The 25,507-nt window shown below is 63.7% G+C and carries 23 protein-coding genes and 6 pseudogenes; 20 read left to right on the forward strand and 9 right to left on the reverse strand.

Going from position 1 to position 25,507, the window contains the following annotated elements:
• The first annotated feature begins 172 nt into the window (after positions 1-172).
• The 3 genes and pseudogenes from DM992_RS35545 to DM992_RS35555 all read left to right on the forward strand — a co-directional run.
• On the forward strand, positions 173-994 hold the full coding sequence (locus DM992_RS35545) for a type IV toxin-antitoxin system AbiEi family antitoxin domain-containing protein (protein WP_111020919.1): 822 nt from the start codon (positions 173-175) through the stop codon (positions 992-994).
• Positions 978-1,934: a nucleotidyl transferase AbiEii/AbiGii toxin family protein gene (locus DM992_RS35550; protein ID WP_111020920.1), complete on the forward strand. Its 957-nt coding sequence runs from the start codon at positions 978-980 to the stop codon at positions 1,932-1,934. Before DM992_RS35545 ends, DM992_RS35550 begins: the two co-directional genes overlap by 17 nt.
• A gap of 416 nt (positions 1,935-2,350) precedes the next feature.
• Positions 2,351-2,923: pseudogene (locus DM992_RS35555) on the forward strand (IS110 family transposase); the annotation flags it as partial.
• 26 nt (positions 2,924-2,949) lie between these two features.
• Here the strand turns inward: DM992_RS35555 and DM992_RS35560 are convergent.
• The 3 genes from DM992_RS35560 to DM992_RS35570 are packed head-to-tail and all read right to left on the reverse strand — an operon-like array spanning position 2,950 to position 5,415.
• Entirely contained in the window at positions 2,950-4,515 is a 1,566-nt protein-coding gene (locus tag DM992_RS35560) for an IS66 family transposase (RefSeq protein ID WP_111020921.1), read from the reverse strand.
• A 31-nt stretch (positions 4,516-4,546) separates the two neighbouring features.
• Positions 4,547-4,897, reverse strand: a complete 351-nt coding sequence (gene tnpB, locus DM992_RS35565; protein ID WP_017335001.1) for an IS66 family insertion sequence element accessory protein TnpB — start codon at positions 4,895-4,897, stop codon at positions 4,547-4,549.
• Positions 4,873-5,415 (reverse strand): transposase, encoded by a 543-nt coding sequence (locus DM992_RS35570; protein WP_111020922.1) that lies wholly within the window; start codon positions 5,413-5,415, stop codon positions 4,873-4,875. Before DM992_RS35570 ends, tnpB begins: the two co-directional genes overlap by 25 nt.
• A 49-nt stretch (positions 5,416-5,464) precedes the next feature.
• Here DM992_RS35570 and DM992_RS35575 point away from each other — a divergent pair.
• The 5 genes and pseudogenes from DM992_RS35575 to DM992_RS35595 all read left to right on the forward strand — a co-directional run.
• Positions 5,465-5,923 (forward strand): annotated as a pseudogene (locus DM992_RS35575) (IS110 family transposase); the annotation flags it as partial.
• Between the two features lie 294 nt (positions 5,924-6,217).
• A pseudogene (locus tag DM992_RS35580) lies at positions 6,218-6,793 on the forward strand (potassium-transporting ATPase subunit KdpA); the annotation flags it as partial.
• Between the two features lie 94 nt (positions 6,794-6,887).
• Entirely contained in the window at positions 6,888-8,945 is a 2,058-nt protein-coding gene (kdpB, locus tag DM992_RS35585; protein ID WP_111021610.1) for a potassium-transporting ATPase subunit KdpB, read from the forward strand.
• A 21-nt stretch (positions 8,946-8,966) separates the two neighbouring features.
• A complete protein-coding gene (gene kdpC / locus DM992_RS35590; RefSeq protein WP_111020923.1) occupies positions 8,967-9,548 on the forward strand; it encodes a potassium-transporting ATPase subunit KdpC in 582 nt (193 codons plus the stop codon).
• A 20-nt stretch (positions 9,549-9,568) separates the two neighbouring features.
• Positions 9,569-10,219, forward strand: a pseudogene (locus tag DM992_RS35595) (response regulator); the annotation flags it as partial.
• On the opposite strand, the gene DM992_RS35600 reads toward DM992_RS35595, so the two are convergent.
• Positions 10,207-11,337 (reverse strand): polyhydroxyalkanoate depolymerase, encoded by a 1,131-nt coding sequence (locus tag DM992_RS35600; RefSeq protein ID WP_239511534.1) that lies wholly within the window; start codon positions 11,335-11,337, stop codon positions 10,207-10,209. The pseudogene DM992_RS35595 and the gene DM992_RS35600 overlap by 13 nt on opposite strands.
• A gap of 163 nt (positions 11,338-11,500) precedes the next feature.
• Here DM992_RS35600 and DM992_RS35605 point away from each other — a divergent pair, with 163 nt between their 5' ends.
• Positions 11,501-12,016 carry a flavodoxin domain-containing protein gene (locus DM992_RS35605; RefSeq protein WP_239511528.1) on the forward strand — a complete coding sequence of 172 codons (516 nt, stop codon included), beginning with the start codon at positions 11,501-11,503 and terminating at the stop codon, positions 12,014-12,016.
• Entirely contained in the window at positions 12,013-14,346 is a 2,334-nt protein-coding gene (locus tag DM992_RS35610; protein WP_111020925.1) for an FAD-dependent oxidoreductase, read from the forward strand. Before DM992_RS35605 ends, DM992_RS35610 begins: the two co-directional genes overlap by 4 nt.
• On the opposite strand, the gene DM992_RS35615 is transcribed toward DM992_RS35610, so the two are convergent.
• The 4 genes from DM992_RS35615 to DM992_RS35630 form a co-directional block, all read right to left on the reverse strand.
• Entirely contained in the window at positions 14,318-14,617 is a 300-nt protein-coding gene (locus DM992_RS35615) for a GYD domain-containing protein (protein ID WP_111020926.1), read from the reverse strand. The two genes, DM992_RS35610 and DM992_RS35615, sit on opposite strands and share 29 nt — an antisense overlap.
• Before the next feature lie 51 nt (positions 14,618-14,668).
• Positions 14,669-15,088, reverse strand: a complete 420-nt coding sequence (locus DM992_RS35620; protein WP_111020927.1) for a hypothetical protein — start codon at positions 15,086-15,088, stop codon at positions 14,669-14,671.
• A gap of 163 nt (positions 15,089-15,251) precedes the next feature.
• Positions 15,252-15,914, reverse strand: coding sequence for a phosphoribosyltransferase family protein (locus DM992_RS35625; RefSeq protein ID WP_111020928.1), 663 nt, complete (start codon positions 15,912-15,914; stop codon positions 15,252-15,254).
• Positions 15,915-16,034: 120 nt separating this feature from the next.
• Entirely contained in the window at positions 16,035-16,250 is a 216-nt protein-coding gene (locus tag DM992_RS35630) for a hypothetical protein (protein ID WP_111020929.1), read from the reverse strand.
• A gap of 395 nt (positions 16,251-16,645) precedes the next feature.
• On the opposite strand from DM992_RS35630, the gene DM992_RS35635 reads away from it, so the two are divergent.
• The 7 genes from DM992_RS35635 to DM992_RS35670 all read left to right on the forward strand — a co-directional run bounded on the left by DM992_RS35635 (position 16,646) and on the right by DM992_RS35670 (position 22,305).
• Positions 16,646-17,059 carry a hypothetical protein gene (locus DM992_RS35635; RefSeq protein ID WP_111020930.1) on the forward strand — a complete coding sequence of 138 codons (414 nt, stop codon included), beginning with the start codon at positions 16,646-16,648 and terminating at the stop codon, positions 17,057-17,059.
• Between the two features lie 72 nt (positions 17,060-17,131).
• Entirely contained in the window at positions 17,132-17,782 is a 651-nt protein-coding gene (locus tag DM992_RS35640; RefSeq protein WP_111020931.1) for a BON domain-containing protein, read from the forward strand.
• Between the two features lie 61 nt (positions 17,783-17,843).
• Positions 17,844-18,293, forward strand: a complete 450-nt coding sequence (locus DM992_RS35645) for a CBS domain-containing protein (RefSeq protein ID WP_111020932.1) — start codon at positions 17,844-17,846, stop codon at positions 18,291-18,293.
• 210 nt (positions 18,294-18,503) lie between these two features.
• Complete coding sequence (locus DM992_RS35650; RefSeq protein WP_343212487.1) at positions 18,504-18,893, forward strand: hypothetical protein; 390 nt, start codon at positions 18,504-18,506, stop codon at positions 18,891-18,893.
• Positions 18,877-19,116, forward strand: coding sequence for a hypothetical protein (locus tag DM992_RS35655; RefSeq protein ID WP_111020933.1), 240 nt, complete (start codon positions 18,877-18,879; stop codon positions 19,114-19,116). The genes DM992_RS35650 and DM992_RS35655 overlap by 17 nt, the downstream gene beginning before the upstream one ends.
• A gap of 739 nt (positions 19,117-19,855) precedes the next feature.
• Positions 19,856-21,232, forward strand: a complete 1,377-nt coding sequence (locus DM992_RS35665) for a nicotinate phosphoribosyltransferase (protein ID WP_111021611.1) — start codon at positions 19,856-19,858, stop codon at positions 21,230-21,232.
• Complete coding sequence (locus tag DM992_RS35670) at positions 21,229-22,305, forward strand: hypothetical protein (protein WP_111020935.1); 1,077 nt, start codon at positions 21,229-21,231, stop codon at positions 22,303-22,305. Before DM992_RS35665 ends, DM992_RS35670 begins: the two co-directional genes overlap by 4 nt.
• Here the strand turns inward: DM992_RS35670 and DM992_RS35675 are convergent.
• A pseudogene (locus DM992_RS35675) lies at positions 22,283-23,269 on the reverse strand (ribose-phosphate pyrophosphokinase). The gene DM992_RS35670 and the pseudogene DM992_RS35675 overlap by 23 nt on opposite strands.
• A gap of 103 nt (positions 23,270-23,372) precedes the next feature.
• Here DM992_RS35675 and DM992_RS35680 point away from each other — a divergent pair.
• From DM992_RS35680 to DM992_RS35690, 3 genes and pseudogenes are all read left to right on the forward strand, one after another.
• Positions 23,373-24,553, forward strand: a protein-coding gene (locus DM992_RS35680; RefSeq protein WP_111020936.1) for an IS3 family transposase whose coding sequence is annotated in 2 segments (ribosomal slippage) — positions 23,373-23,625 and positions 23,625-24,553 — 1,182 coding nt in all. Because the reading frame shifts where the segments join, the coding sequence is not laid out codon by codon here.
• Positions 24,554-24,585: 32 nt separating this feature from the next.
• Positions 24,586-25,125, forward strand: a pseudogene (locus DM992_RS35685) (IS21 family transposase); the annotation flags it as partial.
• Positions 25,126-25,259: 134 nt separating this feature from the next.
• A complete protein-coding gene (locus tag DM992_RS35690) occupies positions 25,260-25,463 on the forward strand; it encodes a cold-shock protein (RefSeq protein ID WP_059610410.1) in 204 nt (67 codons plus the stop codon).
• The last annotated feature ends 44 nt before the right edge of the window (positions 25,464-25,507 follow it).

The raw sequence follows: 25,507 nt of genomic DNA on the forward strand, positions 1-25,507 counted from the left end.
TCGACGCTGCAAAGATCAGAAGAGGGGCCTTCCGGATTTCCTTGTACCGGGCGCGCCTCGGCCGAGTCTGGTTTGCTTGTCGTAAAAAAAGATCACCAATAGTGACCTTTTTTATTTAAATTCAAACCACCCTCCCTTGGCAGAAGTTTTCAAAAGGTGTATTTTGTTCACTATGAGTGAACAAAATCATCGAAAATTAAACCTGCTGCTAGCTGAGCTAGGTGATACGAGCTTGGTGTCGAGCCGCTGGCTGCGGGTTCACGGCTACTCCAATAGCCTCGTCGCGCGCTACGTGAGCAGCGGTTGGCTGGTGTCGCCGGCGCGCGGCGTCTACATGCGCAAGAGTGGGCGTCTGCAGTGGGAGGGCGTGGTTCGCAGTCTGCAGGTCGGTGAGGGCATGCCGCTACACGTCGGAGGTCGCTTTGCACTCAGCCTGCAAGGGCACGAGCACTATCTACGTCTGGGCGATGCCGGCACAATCACCCTGTATGGGGCGGAGCGGCCACCCGCTTGGCTTGGCAAACTGCCTCTGACGCAGCGTTTCGAGTATCTGGGGAAGGGGCCGTTCGATTGGCCGCCCATGCCGTTCGAGGTGGAGGCGTCCGCGGCAATGCTTTCCGAGCAGGGTCTGGCGTGGCATCATGCCGCTCCCGGTGCCGATGCCTTGGTTTGTTCCATGCCGGAACGGGCCATGCTGGAGCTGTGCGATGACGTCTCAGACGCTGCCTTGATCTATGAGGTGGATGCGCTGATGCAGGCTATGACCACGTTACGGCCGCAGCGCGTCGGCGTGTTACTGCGCCATTGCCGAAGCATCAAAGCCAAACGGCTGTTCCTGGCATTGGCCGAGCGCCATCGGCATGCGTGGCTGCCGCATGTGCCGCGGGATGGTATCGATCTGGGTCGGGGAAAGCGCGCGCTGGTGCCTGGCGGCCGCTTGCATCCGGTCTACCAGATCACCTTGCCGGGAGACCTCGATGAACACCTGGCTTGATCACTGGGATCGGCGCTACACCGACCGCGTACGGCTGCTGGTCGAGATTCTGCCGGCGCTGGCGCGAGAGCCGCACTTCGCGCTCAAAGGTGGTACGGCGATCAACCTGTTCGAGCACGACCTGCCCCGGTTGTCGGTGGACATTGATCTGGCCTGGTTGCCGGTGCATGACTATGCCGAGGACGCAAGGCTAATCGCTGAAGCGCTTGGGCGGCTGGCTGATGTTCTGCGCGCCCGGCCTCTGCTACTGCAGGTGCAATTGTCGGCAGGCGAGGGCGCAGGCGTTACGCGGCTGGTAGCCAGTCGCGGTCGTGCGCGCGTGCAGATCGAGACGACGCCAGTGATGCGCGGCACGGTGCATCCCGCGCGGAACATGATGGTGCGCCCGAGGGTCGAGGAGGCATTTGGCTTTGCTTCGGTGCAGGTGCTGCACTTCGCCGACCTTTATGCCGGCAAGCTGGCTGCGGCATTGTCGAGACAGCATCCGCGCGACCTTTTCGATGTTGGCTTGTTGCTGGAAGACGAGCGGGCGGATCAGGCGCTCTGGCGGACCTTTCTCGTCTACCTAACCTGCAGCCCAAAGCCTGCGTGGGAAATGCTGGCGCCCCGCGTGCCTGCGGATTTCGCCGCGACCTTCGAAGCGCACTTCAGGGGGATGACGGCAGAGCCTGTCGAAGCCCAGGTCCTGCTGGACATCCATGAGCGCCTGCTGGCGCGTGTGGCCGGGTGGCTGGATGAGCCATCGTGCGCATTTCTGCGATCAGTGGAGGGTGAACGGCCGGACTTCGATCTGATCGGACTTCCGCACGCGGCTGGGTTGCCAGCCGTGCGACGCAAACTGCTCAACCTGGCCCAGCGCAGCGACGCCAAGCGTGCGGCGGATCGGGGTCTGTTGGAAGAAACGCTGACGCGGATCGTCGGCGCTAGATCGTCGCGTTGAGACCAAAACGACACGACCACTTAAACCATGTGAATCAGGCTCATCATGGGTGTTGATGATGAAACAGGCGCCGCGTCGATAGAAATCGATAAAGTTCGGGCATCCGAGTCCGGCCATGCCTTTCATGAAGCGTGGGCCGCTCACGATGAGGCCAAACTCTGCCAGCAGGCCAGTCACGGCGAATTCGAATGGCATATTCACGTGCGCGACGGCATGCGCGTGCCCGGCATCATTTTCGGCGACCGTCGGCTGATCCAGGGCATGGACGACAAAGTGCTCGAACAGATCCGCAACGTTGCACGCTTGCCCGGCATCGTAGGCGCGTCGTGGGGTAATCGTCCTTTTCGTGCATGTATGGACCCGACGCCTCCCTTCGGGGGACACTATCGACCTCAACCTGATACGTGGAGTTCATCATGGAAATCGACATCCTCGGCATCGATCTCGCGAAACAGGTCTTCCAGCTCCATGGTGCCGACCGGCACGGCCGGCCGGTACATCGAGCAAAGGTCTCGCGCGGCTCGCTACTTGAGACAGTGCGGGCTCTGCAGCCGGGGATGGTCGTCATGGAAGCGTGCAGTACCGCACACCATTGGGCACGGCGGTTTCAGTCGCTCGATATTGAGGTCCGGCTAATCAGCCCGCAATATGTCACACCGTTCGTCAAGACGAACAAGAACGACCGCAACGATGCCGAAGCGATCGTCGAGGCCGCGAGCCGGCCCGCGATGCGATTCGTTACTGTCAAATCGGTCGAGCAGCAAGACATTCAGGCTGCCCATCGTATGCGCGCGATCCTGCTGCGCCACCGCACTGCGATGATCAACCAGATGCGCGGCCTGCTCGGCGAGCGAGGACTGACGATTTCGCGCTCGCCTGAGGCGTTCAAGCGCGCGATTCCTGAACTGCTGAGCAAGAGCGCCGACGAGCTGACGTCGTTTTGCCAGACGTTGTTGACCGAACTGTTGCAGCACCTGCATGCGATTGAAGGTATGCGGTCTTTTAACGACGCCCATCAGAGGTTGGGAGTGGCAGGCATGCTCCATGGCATGAGGGCGGCATAGTCGTCGGCGGTTGCGGCGAGCGGCAACCTGGTGAACAGCCAGACCAGATAGCGATACGGCTCGACGCCGTTCGCCCTGCACGTCTCGACGAGGGAGTACAGGTTGGCGCTGGCCTGCGCGCCAGCGACAGTATCGGAGAACAGCCAGCCCTTGCGGCCGACGACGAACGGCCGGATCGCGTTCTCGCACAGGTTGTTCGAGATCGGCCAGTTGCCGTTACCGACGTATCGGACCAGCTTGGGCCACTGTCCGCTCATGTACTGCAATGCCTTGCCGAGCAGACTCGACGGCACGACGCCCGGCAGATGCTCGACCAGCATGCGCTCGATGATGGCGAGCACGCGGGCGCTGTACCGAGCGCGCAGTCGTTGCCGACGTTCAGACTTCCACTTCGCGCTGCGCGCCTCGGCCGCGAACAGCTTGCCGATCAGCACGACGAAGCGCGTGGCCAGCAGATCCGGCGAGCGTGCCGCCTTCGGCACCGACTCCTCGGCCTTGATGAAGCCGCGGCGCACGTGTGCCCAGCATCCGAGATGCACGAGCTGGTGATCGTGGGCGATTCCGTTGTAGAGCTCGTACCCGTCAGTCATCAGCACGGTGCCAGGCTGCACGCCAGCATAGAGCTTCTGCGCATGCTGGGCGCCGCGCCCCGGCGAGTACGAGAACATCCGTACTGGTGGCCCCGAGCCGTTGACCTGCGCCCACAGGTAACTCTTCGCCTGCGGCCTGCGTCCTGGCTCCTTCAGCACTTGGAACGTTGTCTCGTCGCCGTAGATCAGGTCCGATTCGAGCAGCGCGTCGCGCATCAGGTTGATCACCGGCTGCGTGGCCAGTCCCACCCGCACCACGCTGGCGGCCAGCGTGTTGGACGAGATGTCGCCGCCGAAGCGACGCAGCAGCGTGGCTTGGCGATACAGCGGCATACCGTACTGGTACTTGCCAGTGATGATCCACGCCAGCGCGGATTCCGTGAGCAACCCGCGCGGGATGATACGCGCTGGCGCCGGCGTGACCTTGATGCCGAGATCACAGCACGGGCACGCGTACTTGACGCGCTGGTGCTGAACGACGCGGACCTGCTCGGGAATCACGTCAAGCTGTTCGCTCGTCTCGACGCCGATCTCCACGAGGGCATAGCCGTCGTGCGCGCAGAATCGTTCAGACTCGGGTAGTTCGTGCCGCACGACCTCGCGCGGCAAGTTCGGATCGAGTGGTTTGCGTCCGCGCTTGCCTCGCGTGTGGGCGGCGACAGACGTGCCGGGCGCGTCCTCGCGCGCGGGCGCATCGGTAGTGGTGGCCAATGCTTCAGCTTCGTTGAACAGGCCGAGTTGGTCGGCATGGCGCGCCTCGCTAGAGGCACCGAACAGTTCGTGCTTGTAGGCCCGCAGCTTCTCTTCGGCCAGATCGCGCTGGGCCGTCACGAGTCGAAGCTCACCGCGCAGCGCATCGCGTTCGGCGCTCGTGGCAATCAGCGCTTCGTACTCCTCCGCGCTCAACATGACGGGGCTATTCGGCATGGCCGATTAGACCATGCCACCTGCGTAGTGTTCAGCTCATCCGCGCGTAATATCGCTGGGGATGCTTCTGGATCACGGTCAGGTCGATTCCGTCGAGCAGCCAGTGCAACTGCTCGGCGTTGAGCGTGATCGTGTCGCTTCCGTTCGGCCAGATGAAGCGATCGGCTTCGAGTCGCTTGAGCAGCAACCAGAAGCCGTTGCCGCCCCAGCCGAGAATCTTGATGCGATCGCGACGGCGATTGCCGAAGACGAACAGCGCTGAGGTCATTGGGTTCAGGCGCATCGCCTGTTCGACCAGGATCGACAGCCCGTTGATGCCCATGCGGAAGTCGACCGGATCGCGATGCAGGTAGACCTTCAGCCCTTCGTCGAACCGGAACACGGCAGCCTCCCGAGCATCTGGATCACCGTGGCCAGTTCATCGACGCTCGCCTCGCCAAGATCAAATTCGACACCATTCGACAGGCGCACATGTAACGAGAGCGCCATCAACGACGTGTCCGGTGGCAGTACAGGGGAAACGGCAGGCACTGTCGATGGCGCGGTGACGACAGGGACAAATGCCTGCGCTTCACTCACCGGAACACGACGCGCTGGGCCTGGGATGTCGATCGATACGCCGTCTATCACCAGCGGGTCCGGTCTCATTGGTGTTTGCAGCGTATGCTGCTGATGACGCGAGATCCAGCGACGCAACTGGTTCGGATTAACGTCATGGTCCATGGCCGCCCGGGCGATCGATACCCCCGGCCTCAGGCAAAACTCGACCAGCTCCCGCACGGCATCTTCATCAAATTCCCGCCGGCCATCCCGTCTGCGGCCAACCACCAGTCTGCTTCGAAGGTCCTGTTTCTCTGTCATCACGGTCTGAGTGCATGTGTCCACGCGGACACTTAGCATCTGACCTTCTGCCTACCATTGGTAGGGCGTCGTTTATTGACGGCTTACGATTGAAGAGCGCATTCACTTGATTGAAACATCGATTCAGTCCTTCATGAAGCAGTCCACGTTGTGCAAGAAGATCGCGCAAGTCCCCGGCATTGGCCCGATCACCGCCACCGCCGTAGTAGCCGCTGTCGGCGACGCCAAGCAATTCAGGAACGGCCGGCATCTGGCCGCCTGGCTCGGACTGGTGCCACGTCAGTACTCTTCGGGAGGCAAGTCTCGGCTACACGGTATCAGTCGGCGCGGTGACACATACTTGCGGACCTTGCTCATCCACGGCGCACGGGCGGTGTTGCGGTATGCCGTGGCGAAAACCGATCCACAAAGCCGCTGGCTGCAACAATTGATTGCCCGCCGCGGACACAACTGCGCGGCTGTCGCACTGGCCAACAAGAATGCGCGCGTCATCCAGGTGCTGCTCAGCAGCGACACAATCTATACGACTCGTAGCGCGGCGGCATAACCCCAAACCGCTTGCAGGGAGGGAATACCCACGCAGGTTTGCGAAGCTTCTCAAAGCGATGACGAAATTGGTTGAACCAGCATCCTGAAGCCTGTTTTTCGTGCCGGCGACCTCTGCAGGTGCGCCGCGATTTTGCTAAGGACAGGGTGCGCGGATCTCATCGAGGCTGCGGGCATGCTTCGGCAATGACCCATCAGGCGAGCCGGATACATGCATGCAGACCGTTTCGACATCACGAACAAGAGGCTTGCAAAAGGCGTCGGGTCCATACATGCACGATTAGGACGATTACCCCTCTACGGAGGCGTCGGATCGGGCCTGTACGGCATGCTCATCTTCGCGCTGCTGGCGGTGTTCGTCGCCGGTCTGATGATCGGGCGGACGCCCGAATACATCGGCAAAAAGATCGAATCCTATGAGATGAAGATGGTGTCGATCGCGGTGCTGCTGACGCCGTTGCTTGTGCTGGTCGGCGCGTCAGTCGGCGTATTGTCCGCTGCCGGCGTGGCGGGTATCGCCAACCCCGGGCCGCATGGTTTCTCCGAGATCCTGTACGCCTACAGCTCGGCGGCCAACAACAACGGCAGCGCGTTCGCAGGCCTGTCCGTCAATACGCCTTTCTATAACGTGACGCTCGCCGTCGTGATGTGGTTTGGCCGCCTTGGCACGATCGTTCCAGTCCTGGCGATCGCAGGTTCACTTGCGGACAAGAAGCGCATTGCGGTCACCGCCGGCACGCTCCCGACGCACGGACCCTTGTTCGTGGTCTTGCTGCTCGGCACGGTGATACTCGTCGGCGCGCTCACCTATGTGCCCGCTTTGGCGCTTGGGCCTGTCGTCGAGCATCTGATGATGGTCGCTGGGCACTGAAGTCTCGGATGACGAGGTACGTATGCCTATCGATACCCAACAACCGACGCATCAGAAAGACAACCTCGGCCATGCCCGGCTCGCGGCGCGGTCGATGTTCGATCTGGCCATCGTTCGGCCCGCGCTGGTGGATTCATTTCGCAAGCTGGCACCACGCACGCAGCTGCGCAATCCGGTGATGTTCTCCGTGTATGTCGGCAGCATCCTGACAACAATTTTGTGGATTGCCGCGCTGCGAGGCGAGGCCGAGGCGCCGGCAGGCTTCATCCTCGCGGTCGCGCTGTGGCTGTGGTTCACGGTGCTGTTCGCGAACTTCGCCGAGGCGCTTGCGGAAGGTCGCTCGAAAGCTCAGGCGGCATCGCTGCGCGCCGCACGTCACGACGTGATGGCGAAGAAACTCGAGGGACCTCACCCGAAATCGCCAGTCCGCATCATGGCGGCGAGCGATCTTCGCCGGGGGGACGTCGTCCTGGTCGAGACCGGAGACACGATCCCCGCCGACGGAGAGGTGATTGAAGGCGTCGCGTCGGTCGACGAGTCGGCAATCACAGGTGAATCGGCACCGGTAATTCGTGAGTCGGGCGGTGACTTTTCGTCGGTGACGGGCGGCACGCGTGTGTTGTCCGACTGGATCGTCGTGGAGGTCACGGCGAACCCGGGCGAGGCGTTTCTCGACCGAATGATCGCGATGGTCGAAGGCGCGAAGCGCCAGAAGACACCGAACGAGATCGCGCTGACGATCCTGCTCGTCGCGCTGACGATCGTCCTGTTGCTGGCGACTGCCACACTGCTGCCGTTCTCGATCTTTTCCGTTGCAGCGGTCAAGGCCGGGCACGCGGTCACCATTACCGCGCTCGTCGCGCTGCTTGTGTGCCTGATCCCGACCACGATTGGTGGCCTGCTGTCCGCGATCGGCGTAGCCGGAATGAGCCGAATGATGCAGGCGAACGTGATCGCGACGTCAGGCCGCGCAGTTGAAGCGGCGGGCGACGTCGACGTGCTGCTGCTCGACAAGACCGGCACGATCACGCTTGGCAATCGCCAAGCGTCCGCCTTCTTTCCGGTGATGAACGCGACTGAAGAGGCGCTTGCTGATGCGGCGCAACTGGCGTCGCTCTCCGACGAGACGCCGGAAGGCCGCAGCATCGTCATTCTGGCGAAGCAGCGATTCAATATTCGCCAACGCGACATGACGGCACTGCATCCGATTTTCCTTGCTTTCAGTGCGCAAACGCGCATGAGCGGGGTCGATCTGCCGGACCGGGAAATCCGCAAGGGTGCGGCCGATGCGATCAAGCACTACGTTGAGGCGCGCGGCGGTCGTTTTCCTGCCGATATCGACCAGATCGTCACGGATATTGCGCGGCGCGGCAGCACGCCGCTCGTGGTCGCGGAGCTGCACGATGGTCGCGCGCGTGCGCTCGGGGCGATTGAACTGAAGGACATCGTGAAAGGCGGCATCAAGGAGCGCTTCGCCGAGCTGCGCAAGATGGGCATCAAGACCATCATGGTGACCGGCGACAACCGCCTGACCGCGGCGGCAATCGCTGCGGAGGCGGGGGTGGATGATTTTCTGGCGGAAGCGACGCCGGAAGCGAAACTGACCACGATCCGCGCACATCAGGCCGAAGGGCGGCTCGTCGCGATGACCGGCGACGGCACCAATGACGCGCCGGCGCTCGCGCAGGCCGACGTCGCCGTCGCCATGAACACGGGCACGCAGGCGGCGAAGGAGGCCGGCAACATGGTCGACCTCGATTCGAATCCGACCAAGCTGATCGAGGTCGTCGAGATCGGCAAGCAGATGCTGATGACGCGCGGCTCGCTGACGACGTTCTCGATCGCGAACGACGTCGCGAAGTACTTCGCGATCATTCCCGCGGCGTTTGCGACGACCTACCCGCAACTGCGCGTGCTGGACGTGATGCGGCTGACGTCACCGTCATCCGCCATTTTGTCGGCGGTGATTTTCAATGCGTTGATTATCGTGGCGCTGATTCCGCTTGCGCTCAAAGGGGTGAAGTATCGTCCGCTCGGCGCGGCGTCGCTGCTGCGTCGAAACCTGTTGATCTACGGGTTGGGCGGCATCGCGCTGCCGTTCCCGTTCATCAAGCTGATCGACATGATCCTGACCGCGTTCGGATGGGCTTGAAGGATTGAAGAGGCATACATCATGAAAACAGTCATTCGACCGGTACTCGTGTTGTTCGTGCTGTTGACTGTGGTGACGGGCGGCATTTATCCGCTTGTGGTGACCGCGATCGGGCAGGCGGTGTTTCCGTGGCAGGCGAACGGCAGTCTGTTTACGAAGAACGGAAAGACTATCGGTTCTGCGCACATCGGTCAGCAATTCGACGCGGCGCACTACTTTTGGGGGCGCCTCTCTGCGACCACGCCTAATCCTTATAACGCGTCTGGTTCGACAGGTTCGAATCTCGGGCCGACCAATCCGGCGCTCGCCGACGAGATCAAAGGTCGCATCGATGCCCTCAAGGCGGCGGGAACTGACGTCTCGAAGCCGATTCCCGTCGACCTCGTGACGTCGTCGGGCAGCGGCCTTGACCCGGACATCACGCCGGCCGCCGCGGCTTATCAGGCGGAACGGGTTGCGAAAGCGCGCGGCCTGCCCGTCGGCGAGGTCAACCGGCTGATCGCCGAAAACACATCAGGGCGCCAGCTTGCGGTGTTGGGGGAGCCGCGAGTCAATGTGCTGAAGTTGAATCTCGCCCTTGACGAGTTGAAGCCCATGCGTTGACACGGCGATATGCCTCGGACATGAACGAACCACATCTAACTGGCGTCGTGATCGACAATGACGCCGGTATCCGGCACTTTGTTTGTGCGGCGCTCGAAGCGGACGGAATGGCTGTAGTCCCGACGGGCATAGGTGCAAGCGGGCTTGCCGATATCGAGCGGCGACACCCGGATTTCGTGATTGTCGATATCGACGTACCCGATATGGGCGGTCTGGATCTGATACGAGAAATTCGCCGAAGGTCGAACGCCTTGCTGGTCATTTTGTCATCACGAAATCGGGAGACGGACAAAGTCGCCGCACTCAATACCGGTGCGGACGACTACTTGACCAAACCGCTTGGCGTCCCCGAACTCGTTGCGCGAATTCACGCCCACCTTCGGCGGCAGGCGATGGGCTCGCTTCCGTCGAATGGAATCGTTTGCTTCGGTGGTGTGGAGGTCGACCTTGGTAAGCGCATGGTCGTACGTGAAGGTATGCCGGTTCACTTGAGCCGAACAGAATATCGTCTCCTCGCCCTGTTGGCCCAGTTTCCAGGACAGGTGCTTACACACGAACAGTTGCTCGCGGAGATCTGGGGGCCATCACGCGCAATGAATCACCATTATCTACGCGTGTACGTCGCGCATCTTCGGCAAAAGCTTGAGCGCGACCCGGCTCATCCCAAGCATCGTGACGGACACGGGGGGCTATCGTCTCGACGTACCAGTGTGTTAGCGACTACTTGCCCGCTGCACATGGCCAGCGCGGCATGGGTCTGGCCGGCACCGGTGACGGCATTGCATTTACCTTCAACGGTCAGCAACACGATCGAGCGCAGCGCGGCGGGCTCGACCCGCTGGCCGCGAACGTGCCACGTTCGGGTTGCCAGGCATGCTCGCTGGAAGACGATGTCGACCGTATCGAGGAAGTACTCGGCCGACATGTCGAGGAGCGTCAGGTATTCGCGCAGCGCCCGGCGGGCGGTTGCGAGTGCGTCGGCGTCGCCGCTCGATACCGCTCGTCGATAGCCATCGACCAGCGCCATGTAGCGTTGTGGGTAGGTGACCGCGATCTCGGCACGCTGCAGATAGGCCGGAAATACCTGACGCCCGCATCCGGCGAAGCCGTGCGGCACCGTATCGATCAGTGTGGCGCGACACCAGTCGAGCGAATGCGAGCGAGCCGCGGTCCCGAGCGCACTCGGATTGATGCGGGCATCGAGGGGGCCACCGATCAACGTCAGGCTCGCCGGCAGTGCGGCATCGCGTTGCGCGCGCAGCGCGATGGCGCCAAGCGACGGAAACGTTGCCTGACAGACCGCGACTACGTGCACCGGACGCGCGTCCGCAAGCAGGGTATCGATGAAGCGGTCGAGCATCGACACGTATTCGTCGAGGCCGAATCGACCCGCGTCGGGCGGTACGTCGCGCGCATCGATCCAGTCGGTGATGCAGACGTCACCATCGGCCAGCAGCGTCTCGACCGTTTCCCGCATCATCACGGCCGCATGGCCGGCCAGCGGCGCGCACAGCAGAATCATGCGCGGTGCGCCGGCGCGAGCAAAGCGGCGCAGCGAGCAGAATGGGGTGTGCGCGACGATCGTCTCGCCGACGTCGACACGTCGGCCGTCCAGGGCGATCGAATTGATCGCGAACCGCGGCGGACCGGGCTGCGGGTCGAGCACGGGCTCGACCAGATCGGCGTAACACGCCGTCGCCACACCGGGCCAGAGACCGCGCGCGAACCGCGCGGCCGCGTCCCACGTACGCCACCATCGCCGTTGCTGTTCAATCAGGTCATACCACATCGCGCATGGACGAGAAGCCGCCGGGGATTCGGACAAGCCTACTGTCGCCGGATCGTGTGGCGACGGGTTGACCTGCATCAGCGTCGCCCCGATCGCCGGTGCATAAGCTCGTCTACGGATCCCGGACGGATGCACGGAGCGGAACATGGACACGTCTCAACGCATGCTCGTCGTCTTCTACTCGCGCAGTGAAACGACGGCGGCGGTTGCGCGCCGGCTTGCGGCCGAGCTTGGCGCGGAGTGCGAACGGCTGCGGGAAGCTGACGATCGGCGGCGGACGGGGGCCGTCGGCTTCCTGCGTTCGCTCGCGGACGTGATCCGCGATCGTGCCGCGGACCTTCGGCCGACAGCCTGTTCGCCGTCGGCATACGATGTGGTCGTGATAGGCACGCCGGTCTGGGCTGGCCGTGCATCGACGCCGGTTTCGACCTGGCTCGCTCGGCACGGGAGCGAACTGCGCGCGACCGCATTCTTCTGCACGATGGGCCTGCGCGGCGACCTCACGGCATTCGGGCAGCTGCAGGCGGTGGCGCGGCAAAGGCCGATCGCGACGTGCGCGATTTCCGGACGCGATATTGGTCGCGGCCTGGCCGCTCGGAAGCTCGCCCGTTTTGCGCGTTCGATCGCCCGCCGGCTTGCCGCCCGTGAACGGCACATGAGCGCGGAGCGGGCAACGTGACGGCGCAGTCTGGGGGCAAGCGAGACTACGATCATGTGCTGGTCGGCGGCGGCATTGCCAGCGTGTCCGCGGCGCATGCGTTGCGGCGCGAAGATCCGTCCGCTCGCATCGCGATCCTGTGCGGCGAACACGTGCTGCCGTATCAGAGACAGCCGCTGACGAAGGAATTTCTCGCAGGAAGCCTCGCTCCGGCGGCAATCTCGATACACCCGGCGGGGTTCTACGAGATGCGCAGGATCGATCTGCTTCTGGGGGCGAGGGGCGCGTCGGTAGACTGCGGCGCGCATGTCGTCAGGCTGGCGGATGGCTCCGCGGTACAGTACGGCAAGCTGCTGATCGCGACCGGTGCGTCTCCGCGCAGTCTGGCGGTGCCGGGGGCAACGCTGGCGGGCATCAGTCATCTTCACGACCTCGACGACGCGCTCGTGCTTCGCGACAACGTCGCCCAGAAACGACGCCTGCTTGTCGTGGGCGGCGGCTTCACGGGTATCGAGGCGGCGGCCACGCTGCGCGAGCGCGGTCTGGAGGTCACGCTCGTCGAACGCTGCGAGCGGCTGTTGCCACAGCTGAATTCCGTTCGGCTATCCGATCATTTTGCCGGGTTGTGTGCGACGCACGGCGTTGACGTTCGAACCGGAACGACGGTGGAGCGCTTCATCGGAAAGCAATCGATCGAGGCGGCCGTGCTCACCGACGGCCGCGTTATCGAATGCGACCTCGTCGTGATCGCCATGGGCGTCGAGCCGAACTGCGGGTTTCTCGCGGGCAGTGGCATTGCGACAGTGGATGGCGTGCTTGTCGACGAATGCCTGCAATCGTCGGATCCGGACGTCCATGCGGCCGGCGACGTCGCGCGGTTTCGCGATCCGGTATTCGGTGTGCAGAGGCGTATCGAGCACTGGGACAACGCGGTGCGTCAGGGGCGCCTGGCCGCCAGGAACATGCGCGGTGCGCGCTTGCCCTATCGGGATGTATCGATTTTCTACGGAAATGTATTCGATGTACCGTACAACTTCCTCGGCAACGCTGCCGATGCGACCGAAATCGTCGAACAGGGCCGATTCCCGCATGCTCCTTACTCGTTGCTCTATCTGAGACATCATGTCCTGCGTGCGATGTTCTCGATCGGTGTGCGCGCGGATGAAATGACCGCCGCCGAGGAGACAATCCGCCATCGGGTCAATCTCGGCGCGCAAGTCGAGGCTGCGACGCACGACGTATTGCGGCTGTGCGAACTGCCCGCGCAAACGGTCCTGATCCTGCAGGGTGGCGGTGCGCTCGGCGCATTCGAAAGCGGCGCGATCGCCGCGCTCGAGGCGAGGGGCGTCCGTCCGGATGTGATCGCGGCCGTGTCGATCGGCGCGTTCAACGGCGCGATCGCCGCGAGCCATCCGGGGCATGCGGCCGAAGCACTCGACGCATTCTGGCGCGAACTGTCGATCAGGAGTCCAGTGGGCGTGCCATCGTCCGCCTATGCGGGACATGCGTTGCTCGCGTGGCATATCGCGCTATTCGGCGTTCCGAATTTCCTTCGGCCGCACTGGTGGCCTGACGGGATTCCGCCGTCCGGCTTTGCTCCGTGGTGGACGAGCTGCTACGACACGCAACCAATGCTCGCGCTACTGCGCCGCCATGTCGATTTCGCTGCCCTGGCGGGCAGCGCGACGCGCCTGCTGCTTGGAGCCGTGGACGTGGAAAGCGGGGAACGGCGCATCTTCGACAGCTATGTCGATCGCATCACGCCCGAGCACCCGCTCGCCAGCGGCAGCCTGCCGCCCGCGATGCCGTGGACGCGCATCGATGGCCGCGCTTACTGGGACGGCGGCATCATTAGCAACTCGCCGCTCGATCTCGTGATCGAACGGTGCGGGCGGATAGCAGGGCGCGTATTTGTTGTCGATCTATTTTCAGGGTCGCGCCCGTTGCCGTCGAACCTGATCGAGGTCATGCTGCGGCGCGATGAGATCGTCTATGCCGATCGGGTTCGTAACGACCTGCGGTTCGAGGAAAACGAGAACGACTTTCGCGATCTCGTCGAACGTATAACCAGCCAGCTTGATCCCGAAACGGCGGCACGCATGCGACAACTCCCGGAATACATCCGGCTGATGGGGAGTCGTGCGCCCGTACGGGTCTTCAGGATCGCGCTGGATGGCCCCGCCGGAGCCAGGGACACTTTCGCGCGCGACTTCGATTTTTCCGATACATCGATTTCAGCGCTGTTCGAACTCGGCCGCAGCGCGGCGCTCGCAGTGCTCGCGTCGAACGCGACGGAACCGCTCGGGGGCGCAGCCGGCCGGCCTAGTCGAGCGAGGCCACCAACGCCTTGAACGCTTTCCACTCTACGGCGGGGAAGACTTCGACGCTCGCATGGCCCAGTGTGCGCATGCCGGCGGAAATTCTGAAGGCGGTGTCCAGATCGGGGGCGGTGAAAATGTCGAGATAATCATAGCGGCCCATCAATGCGAAATTGTGCAGCCATTCGATCTGACCGCACGTCTTCTGCAATCGGTGGACGGCGTGATGCTCGAGCTCGGCCAGTTTCTCCGGCGTCTTGACTGCGTCCGGCGACACGCGTGTAAGCATGACAAAGGTAGGCATGACGAATCCCCAGGGTGTCGCCCCGTGACGGAGCTAGGAATGGACGGTCGATCACACGATCGGCGATGTGCGAGCCGGTCGCCGGGCGGACGACGATGACGGTCCCAAGCCTTGCCCGAACCATGGAATCTCGGCACGGAGCGACGCGACATACCGAGCCCAGCCTCCCGGGTTGTCGGAGAACAGCCGTGCGCATACGGGCTCCGCGAGGGCATCGCGATCGAGCGGTTCGTCGAGCAACAGCTGCGGCCACAGGCAGTATGCGTGGAGGACGGCGCGCGCGAATTCACGCACGGTCATGTGCGCGAACACATGATTCAGCAGTGGAATGTCCGTGAGCATCGGCTGTGCGGCCAGCAGCGAATCGAGCGTCATGTCATCCGGCTCGTATTCGAGCACGCAACTGAGCGTTCGAAGAATGCTGCCCAGATGCACGAGCAAGGCGCGGCGAGCTTCGGTTTCGTTTGGCATGAGTGGCGTCCGGAATGGCGGAACGAATTGCTCCGCGTGTTCCCTTGAAATCTATGGGCGATGTCGCGCGCGAACGTTGATGGAGGTCAACCGCAGCAGTCAGGACCGTTCGGCATATCAGCCACCGTGGCCTCAGCAGCGCGCGTGCCTGCCTGTCATTCTGTCAACGGGGCAGCGTGCCCTCTCCGGCCCGCGACCGGCACGCCGCTGCCAGTATCGCGACGGCCTCGTCGTCATCCACCTGCGAAAACGATCGATAGAACGCGCCGACCGAGAAGGCTTCGTCGGACTGCTCGATGCACACCACCTCGTCGGCATAGGGGCGGACTTCATCGAGGCCTCGCGCGCAGGCCACCGGTACCGCGCAAACGAGCAGTCGCGGGCGCCCCATGCGCGCCGCGTGTAGCGCGGCGATCATGGTCGCGCCGGTCGCGATGCCGTCGTCGACCACGATCGTGATTCGGTTTTCCCGGATGACGGGCGGACGGAATCGCGCATAGTGCATCCTGCGTGCCGCAAGCACGGCAAGTTGCTCCTGCTGTTCCGCTTCCAGATAGCGTGACGGAATCGCCATACGCACGGCATCGCGCGACAAATAGCACCAGCCGGATTCGTCGATCGCGCCAATCGCGAGTTCCGGTTGCCACGGCGCGCGCAACTTTCGCACCAGCACGACGTCGAGATCGCCATGCAGGCGCGTTGCGAGGATGCTTCCCAGTATCAATGCGCCGCGTGGTATCGCAAGGACCAGCGGGTGTTCGCCACGGTAGGCCTGAAGCACGGACGCAAGCTGATTGGCCGCGTCCCGGCGGTCGTCGAAGATCATTTCACCTCCTGTTGGCACGGGGGCGTGCGTTGCTGCGCGCTGACGCGGAATCCGGTTGTCGAAGTCGGAGCACGGGCGGCCCTGCGGTCGCCCCGATCGCCGTCGAACCACACGTAGCGATCACAGCCGTTCGAGCCGAGCGAGGATCTCATCGGTCCGCCGCAGCAGCGTCCTGTTCCGCTCGGCCGTCTGCCTGACGGTATTCAGTCTTGCGCGCCAGTACGCGGGGTCGGTGATGGATGTCTGCTTGTGGAAGTAGGACCGGGTCTGCTCCAGCAGACGAATGGATCCTTCGATATGTGAAAGCTCGCGTTCGACGTCGCAGTACCAGTTCATGCAGGGTCTCCGTTGCATTGACATGACCCATGTTGGATTCCCGATATCGGTCTCGTCTTGATTTCACTCAATGCATCGAATTCATCCGATATTTCGGTGAATGAAAAATGATTCGGAGTACTGGATCGAGCGATTTCACGCCGCACGGTGAGACGAGAAGTTCGACGCGAAGACCGGGCAAGCAATCCGGCCCGGTCTCGCAAGGCGTGCGCATCGGTGGTTCGACGGCATTGCATCAGACGAATCGGGGAACGTTTCGATCGCTCGCGTCTGCCGGATGACCTGCATCAAGAACGCTTGGCCGGCAGGAGCGAATATTCATCTTCTTGCATGTCGACTTCGACCGACATGTTCCGTGCCTTCTGCGTCTTCACGTTCATGATACGGACACCATCATGCCCGCCTTGTTTACGAACACGTCGAATCGCCAGATCATTTCCCGTTCCGAAGCATCGGCACTGAGCGTGTCGGCTGCCATGCCTCACCAGCATCACCCGATCGACGGCGACGGCGACCGGCTGCTGAGTCCCCACGAAATCGCGATCCTGATGGTGCTCGCCAGCGAGCCGCGGCGCCAGCAGGGCGATCTCGCCGACCTGCGCTGCCTCGTCGATCGCGGTCTCGTTCGACTGGATGCAGCGTCGCTTGCCGAGGCGCCCGCCCGCCTGTCGGCCGACGGGCGCCAGATGGTGTTGCGACTCGCCAGACGCGATCGCGCCAGGCAAGGGCGCAACGTCGACGTCATGACGGCGTTTCGCGCGATCGCGGCGGAGACATCGGCCGCGATCGCGCACCACGCCGCGCACTGACCTGTATCAATTCCACGCGGTGCAGCGGGAATTACCGTTGTTTTCATCGATTGCGGACAGGAGTCGATGGCCATGAAAACCGACAGCGAGCTGAAGAAGGACGTCGAGCAGGAGCTCGAGTGGGATCCGTCGATCGATGCGGTGCGCATTGGCGTGGAAGTGCACGAACGCATCGTGACGCTGACCGGACACGTTTCCAGCTATCTGGAGAAGGTCGCCGTGCGCAAGGCCGTCGAGCGTATCGAAGGCGTGCGTGGCATCGTGCTGGAACTCGGGGTGCGGACGGACGACGGCAAGCGCCGCTCGGACGAGGACATCGCCGTCGCCGCACGCTCGCTCCTGCAGTGGGATGCCGGGCTCGGCGAGCAGGCCGTGCACGTGACCGTCGAGAACGGGTGCGTGACGCTGTCGGGCGAGGTGATGTGGAGCTACCAGATGCAGGAGGCGGAGCGGGCCGTCGAGCGGCTGCGTGGCGTCACCCGGATCATTAACGAGATCCATGTCCGGCCGCATCCGACGCAATCCGACATCGCGGGCAAGATCCAGGCGGCCTTGATTCGGCATGCAACGGAAGAGGCCGCACACGTCGGCATTACCGTCCAGGATGGTTGCGTGACGTTGACCGGCCAGGTGGGCTCGCTGAGCGAACGGCGGCTTGTCTTCGATGCCGCATGGTCGGCGCCCGGCGTGCGCGACGTGGTCGATCAACTTACCGTTGCATGATGGTTCGGGCGGCGGCGGACATCGATCGATGGTCCGCCTCGCCCCGGCCGGGAGAACGAACATGAATGCCGCGATGCTCTGTACCCGCGATGTTGCCACGTGTTCGGCACAAGCAACCGTCGTCGAGGCGGCGGAAATGATGCGCGACGCGCACGCCGGCGATCTGATCGTCGTGCGCGAACAGGAGGGGCAATGCGTGCCGGTCGGTGTGGTGACCGATCGCGACATCGTGCTGACGGTGGTCAGCCCCGATGCGCAGGCCGGCTCGCTGTTCGTCGGTGACATCATGTCGGCGCCCGTCGCGACCGCGAACGTCAACGACGACATCTGGCTGCTCGCGAAGCGGATGCGCCAGCACGGCGTCCGTCGATTGCCGGTCGTCGGCGGCGACGGCGAACTGGTCGGCATTGTGTCGCTCGACGATCTGCTGCGTGCCGCTGCGGCGCTGCTCGACGAGTTGCGGCTCGTGGCGGCCCGCCAGCCGTATTTCGAGGAGAAGCAGCGTGGCTGATCCGGTCGATTCCAGCTTCCGTCGCGCCGAGTATGGCGCAGCGACGATCTCAATGCCGGTGCGACGCGCCCTCCGGACGCGCGCGGACCCATGATACGCGGCCGGCAAACCGGCCCGCGCAACCGGATACGCCGGTGGCTCGGCGCAATCGGTCTCTGCCTACTGCTGTCGAGCGCGACGACGTGGCTCGGGGCGATCCACGATCATCCGGTGAGCATCGGTGTCCTGGCCGGCATGACCGCGCCGGAATGCGGGCGCGTGAGCGCTCGGCCGGCCGGCTCGCTGCTGACAGCACCGATTCCGGAACACGACGTCTGCCTGCCTCTGTTCGTTTATCGCGCGTCGTATCCGGACGCCGCGAGCGACGTCGCGTCGTACCGCACATGGATCCTGCAGCAACGGGTCGGTGAGTTCTGGCAATTGTTCGGCTACGTGCTTCTGCTGTGGGCCGCGATCCTGGGCCTCGTCGTCGGCCCGATATGGATCTTCCGGCGGCGGGCCGGATATCACCATCGCGCCTCGCGGCGTGGCGCAACCGATGATGGAAGCGGCATGCGCTCGCACGGCAAGCAAGGGGGTAATCATGACGATTTCCGGTGAATTGAACGAGACGGACTGGACCGTGGCGATCGAAACGGTTGGCGTTGCGACCGGCGGCTACCGCTGCCGTGTCCACGTGATGATCCGCTCGCCCGACTGCAAGTGCGAGCATGTCTTTCCGCATCACCGGGTATTCGCGACCGAGCGCGAGGCAGCGCTGGAGGGGCTGCGCAGCGGTATGACATGGATCGAAATGAAGAAATCGGACACCTTCACGTACTGACGGACGGCGTTGCTCACGGTCATCTGCGCTGCATGCGAACCGGCGAGCACGGCGACACGGACCCTGCGCGCGCGTCATGACCCGGGCCCTGCGAATGCCGCGTCGCCGGCATCCAGCCGGGCCGCCAGCATGCGTTGATCCCGGTCAAAGCCGCGCGGCACGGCCTCAATACGATGGATCGCATCTCCGCGAAGAAAGACGACCATGAACAGGCTCAGATGCGCATGCCGCGTTCTCGCGCTGTGCGCGTCAGCGTGCTGCGTGCCGACGCAGCCGGCACATGCGCAGCATGCGCGGCATGTACCCCGCCAGGATTTCCACAGCAGGGATTTCCACGGGCGGGACTTTCGCCATTTTGCGCCGAGGGAGCGTACGCGGTGGCAGCGCGGTCGATGGGTCCAGGACTGGCACGGCGGGCGTTACGCGTGGTGGTGGATCGTCGACGGTTACTGGTACATCTATCCTGAACCGATGTATCCGTATCCGACCTACATTCCGCCTGCGATCGTCGTTCAGCGGCCGCCACCGACCCCGGCTCGGCTACCGCCGGCACGTGCGTGGTACTACTGCAACGACCCGCGCGGATACTATCCGTATGTCGCGTCGTGCAATGGCGTGTGGACCGCGGTTCCGTCGACCCCGGGCCCCGCGCCGCAATGACGGAAGCGACGCTTGTTAGCATCGCAGCGACCGGGTCCCGGCTGCACGATTGCGCGCGAGCGACGCGGGAGGGCGCATGATGAACGGATCCTGGCCGGACGCTGACGTCGACGACGTGCTGCTGACGGATTGGTATGAACTGACGATGATGCAGGCCGCGTTCGATGCCGGAATGAACGACATGGCCAGCTTCGAGTTCTTCGTACGGGCGCTTCCCGAGCATCGGGCATTCCTGATGGCGGCGGGATTGGCGCCCGTGCTCGACTATCTGGAGGGCCTGCGCTTTCCGGCTGCCGCCGTTGAACGACTGGCCGCGACCGGGAGCTTGCGAGACGATTTCCTCGCGTCGCTCGCCGGCTTCCACTTTACGGGTACGGTCGACGCGATGCCGGAAGGCACGGTGTTCTTCGCCGAGGAACCGATCCTGCGGATCACGGCGCCGTTTCGCGAGGCGCAGTTCGTCGAAAGCCGCGTGATGAACCTGCTCCATTACGCAACGCTGGTTGCAAGCAAGGCCGCACGCGTCACGCTCGTCGCGCATGGCAGGTTGTTGGTCGACTTCGGCATGCGGCGCGCGCATGGCGCGGAGGCGGCGATGCTGTCCGCGCGGGCCAGCTACCTGGCAGGATTCAACGGCACGGCGACCCTGCTCGCAGGGCTGCGCTACGACATTCCCGTGTACGGCACGATGGCGCATTCATACGTCCAGGCGCACGACGACGAAGCGCTCGCGTTCGAGCATTTCGCACGATCGCAGCCGGATAACGCGTTGCTGCTGATCGATACGTACGATACGGAGCACGCGGCGCACAAGGTCGTCGAACTGGCGCGGCAGCTTGCGCCCGACAACGTGCGCATCAGGGGCGTCCGGATCGACAGCGGCGATCTGGCGGCGCACGCGCGCAACGTGCGCGCGATTCTCGACCATGGCGGTCTGACGGACGCGACGATCTTCGCGAGCGGCAATCTCGACGAAATCCGGCTGCGGGAGCTCGTCCACCAGCACGCGCCGATCGACGGTTTCGGAATCGGCACGCAGATGAGTACGTCGGCGGACGCACCGTGCCTCGACTGCGCGTACAAGCTCGTCGAGTATGCGGGCCGTGCGCGCTGCAAACACTCGGAAGGCAAGGCCACGCTGCCCGGCCGCAAGCAGGTGTTCCGGGAATACGGCCCGGACGGGCGAATCGCCGCCGACTGCCTCGGACTCGACGGCGAGCATATCGACGGAACCCCGCTGTTGCGTCCCGTCATGATGGGAGGGGCGAGACTCGCGGCCCCCACGCTCGGCGACAGCCGCATTCACGCAATGCGCGAACTGTCCACGCTGCCCGATCCGATGCATGCGCTGGCGCCCGTCATGCCGCTGCAGCCGGCGATTTCTCCGGCGCTGGCGGCACTCGTCGCGCAGGAGCATGCCAGGTCGGACACGCACGCGGGGCAGCAAGCGGCATGAACGATGCCCATATCCCGGCCGGCCGCGCGATCACGTTGCGCGACAAGGTGGCCGCATTGCGCGAGCCAGCAGCCTGGCCAGACGGCACGAGATCGGTCGAGGCCGTGGAGACGCACATGTCATGGGTATTCCTGACGGACCGGTACGCGTGGAAGCTCAAGAAGCCCGTGCGCGCGCCGCAACTCGATTTTCGAACGCTGGCCGCGCGCCATCGCTTCTGTTGCGAGGAGGTGCGATTGAACCGTCGGCTTGCGGCCGACGTCTATCTCGATGTGGTGCCGCTCGTCGTCGACGCCCGCGGTTGCCTGCATGCGGACGGACCCGGCGAAATCGTCGACTGGCTGGTCCGGATGCGGCGCCTGCCGGCAGCACGCATGCTCGACCGCGTGTTGTCGCGCGGCATGGCTACGGCAGGCGATGCGTGTCGCATCGCGGCTCGCCTGAGTGCGTTCTACCATACCCTGGCACCCGCGCGAATCGACGGTGCGGCGTATCGAGAAGCGCTGCGTTGCACGATCGACACCAATGAACGCGCGTTGTGCAAGCCGCTCGCGGGCCAGTCAGCCGATACCGTGCGGACGCTCTGTGCGCGGCAGCGCTCGTTGCTCGTGTGTGAAGCCGCGCGCTTCGACCTGCGTGCGAGACAGGGGCATGTCGTCGAAGGGCACGGCGATCTGCGTCCCGAACACGTCTGCATCGACGATCCGGTTGCGATCATCGATTGCCTCGAATTCTGCAGACGACTGAGAGTCCAGGATGCGGCCGACGAGGTCGGTTTTCTCGCGCTCGAATGCGAGCGTCTCGGCGCATCGGGTTTCGCGGACGCGCTCGTCAATGCCTATCACTCGGCGAGTGGCGACGATGTCGACGACGGATGCGTGCATTTCTACCAGAGCTGCCGGGCCATGACGCGCGCGCGGCTTGCCGTGTGGCACCTGCGCGAGCCCGCATTCAGGGCGACGCCGGTCTGGCGCGAGCGCGCGAGCACGTACATCGTGCTCGCCCGGCGGCACGCCGACGACTGCGAGCGCACGTGGGTGGCAAGCCACGTCAGCGCCGCAGCAGGTCCGTGAGCGAGCCGCCGCGATGGATACGCGCAATCGCCTCGGCAAACAGTGGCGCGCTGTCGAGTATCGCGAGCTTGTCCCTGAGTGGCCCGGCCGGCACGGGCTAGGGCGGCACCGTGTCGGTCACGGCGATGCCGGCGAGCGCGTCGCCGCCGAGCAGATTGGCCGCGTCATCAAAGAACATCCCATGCGTCGCGACCGCGTAGACGGATTGCGCGCCGAGCGTGCGGCAATCCTCGGCCGTGCGGGCCAATGTTGTCCCGGTGCCGATCAGGTCGTCGACGATGACCGCGCAACGGCCGGCGACCTCGCCCACGATCGGCTTGGGTGTCACGATGCCGCCGCTGCGCAGCTTGCCGGCGAACGCCGCGTCGACCGGGCGCCCGAGGCGCGCTTCCAGCCGGGCACGGAAATCCTCGGCTCGCCGCACGCCCCCAGCGTCAGGCGATACGACCACGACCGGCCGTTCGCCAGCTTGCGCGGCGAACCAATCGACCAGCATGCCGTTCGCCTCGAGATGCTCCGTCGGGCAGCGAAACGCGTTCTGGAACGCCGCGATGTTGTGGATGTCGATCGTGACGACACGATCGACGCCCACCGCTTCGAGCAACGTGGCGACATAGCGCGTGGAGACCGGATCGCGCGGCTGAGACCGGCGGTCCTTGCGCGAGTAGCACAGGTACGGCGTCACCGCACAGATGCGTGCCGCCGACGCATCCTTCAACGCGCCGATGAACAGCAGCAACCGGCACAGCTTGTCGTTGACGGAACTGCCTGGCTCGCCGTGCAGCGACTGCACGACGTAGACATCGTGTCCGCGCACGCTGACAAGCGCGCGCGTCTTGTGTTCGCCGTCCTCGAACGGACGTTCCTCGTGCGCGGCGAGCGTGACGCCGAGACGGGCCGCGATTCGTTCGCCGAAGGCGCGACACGAGGCGAAGGCAAACAGGCTGAAAGGGAGTCGTTCCATGGCATGGCCACCTCGATTCATGCAGTTGTCGGGTGAGCTTCCCCTGAAATTTCGCCTTCCAAGAGGTCGCGTATAAACTCGACGGAAAGGAAGGAAGTCAGGCATGTTCAAGGTACCGAAACAAGTGTACACGGCGGAGTTCAAGCTGGCCGCCGTACGGCGGGTCAAGGATGGCCAGGGAGTAGCCGTGGTGGCCCGTGAGCTGGGCATTTCTGAGCAAACGCTTCGCAACTGGGTGAAGGCCGAGGCATCGGGCAAGCTCAGCGGCGCCGAAGCAAGGCCGGTCACGCCGGAGCAGATGGAACTGTCTCGTCTGCGAGCGGAAAACAAGCGCCTGCAGATGGAGCTTGAGATCGCAAAAAAAGCGGCAGCATACTTCGCGAAGGACCTGCTGTGAGGTATGCCTGGATCGACCGGCAGGTCGGGCAATATCCACTGTCGTCGCTGTGCTGTGTGCTGTCGGTCAGCGTGAACGGCTATCGGGCATGGAAGCGCGGCGGTACGCTGGGGCGAACGCGACTGACGGACACGCAATTGCTGACGCTGATCCGCACGGTGCACGCTGAGGTCAAGGGAGCATACGGCTCGCCGCGCATGACCGAGGAAATCCGTGAGCGCGGCTTTCCGGCCAGCAAGGAGCGCGTGGAACGGCTGATGCGTGAGAACGGTATCCGGGCCCGGCACAAGCGCCGCTACCGGGTGACGACCGATTCGAAGCACAAGCTGCCGGTTGCGCCGAATCTGTTGAATCGTGAGTTCACGCCCGCCGAGCCGAATCAGGTGTTCAGATCGGACATCACGTACATCTGGACCGACGAGGGCTGGCTGTACTTGGCCGTGGTGCTCGACCTGTTCAACCGAGAAGTGGTGGGCTGGTCGATCAAGCCGCGCATGACCGCGGATCTCGTGACGGACGCGCTGACAATGGCTTGGTTTCGCCGTCGACCTGCGCCGGGCGCACTGTGCCACTCGGATCAGGGCAGCCAATACGCGAGTCACGAGTTTCAGCGCAAGCTGATCGCATACGGCATGCGCTGCTCGATGAGCCGCAAGGGAAATTGTTGGGAAAACGCCCCGACGGAAAGCTTCTTCAACAGCTTGAAGAACGAACGGGTTCACGCTACGCGCTACCGGACGCATCAGGACGCGAAGGCCGATCTGTTCGAATACATCGAAGTGTTTTACAACCGCAGTCGTCGTCATTCGTCGCTCGGCTTTGTTTCCCCGGAGCGGTTCCTTCGGGATTGGATCAAAGCTCAGCAGACCAAGGATGTGGCCGCATAACTCGGAACCGTTGGAAGGCGAAAAACCGAGGGAAGCTCAACATCGACTACCACGTCGAAGTCGATCACCACTATTACAGCGTCCCGCACAGCCTCGTGCGTCAGGAAGTCTATGCCCGCGTGACGCGCCACGGCGTCGAGATCCTGCACCGCGGCAAGCGCGTTGCCGCTCACGCCCGCAGCCGACTCCGGAACAAGCATACGACGTTGCCCGAGCACATGCCGGCGGCGCACCGTGCCCACATGGAATGGACGCCAGGCCGGTTGTTGAACTGGGGTGCCTCGGTCGGTCCCGGCGCCGAGGCGATCGTCAAACATCTGTTGACCAACCGGCCCCATCCCGAGATGGGGTACCGCGCCTGTCTCGGACTCCTGTCGCTCTCACGCAAGTACGGCAAGGAACGGCTGGAAGCCGCCTGTCAGCGGGCGCTCGTGATCGGATCACCGACCCGTCGCTCCGTGCTGTCGATCCTCGAATCCGGCCTGGACCGACAGCCGATGCTCCCGATTCCGTCCACCGAATGGCATTCGCCCGATCACGAGAACGTGCGCGGGCCCGAGTATTACCACTGACCCAAGGAGGTCGCGATGTTGATGCAGCAAGCCTAGATTGTCGACGCCGGCTTACCTGTGATACAAGGTAGCCGCACGCCGGGCGCAGGCCGGAGGCGTCATCTGCAACTAGACATTCGTGGAACTTTCAGAACATGGCAACAGGTACCGTCAAGTGGTTTAACGATACGAAGGGTTTTGGGTTCATCACGCCGGACGACGGCGGCGATGACCTGTTCGCGCACTTCTCCGAGGTTCAGGGAAGCGGCTTCAAGTCGCTTCAAGAGGGCCAGAAGGTCAGTTTTGACGTCAAGCAGGGTCCCAAAGGGAAACAGGCGGCAAACATCAAGCCGCTGTAAGTTTTCCGCTACGCGACCGCGGGCTGTCAGGGCAGCGATCAGGC

It is taken from the genome of Burkholderia sp. JP2-270 (assembly GCF_003233675.1).
GTDB classification, from domain to species: Bacteria; Pseudomonadota; Gammaproteobacteria; order Burkholderiales; family Burkholderiaceae; genus Burkholderia; species Burkholderia pyrrocinia_C.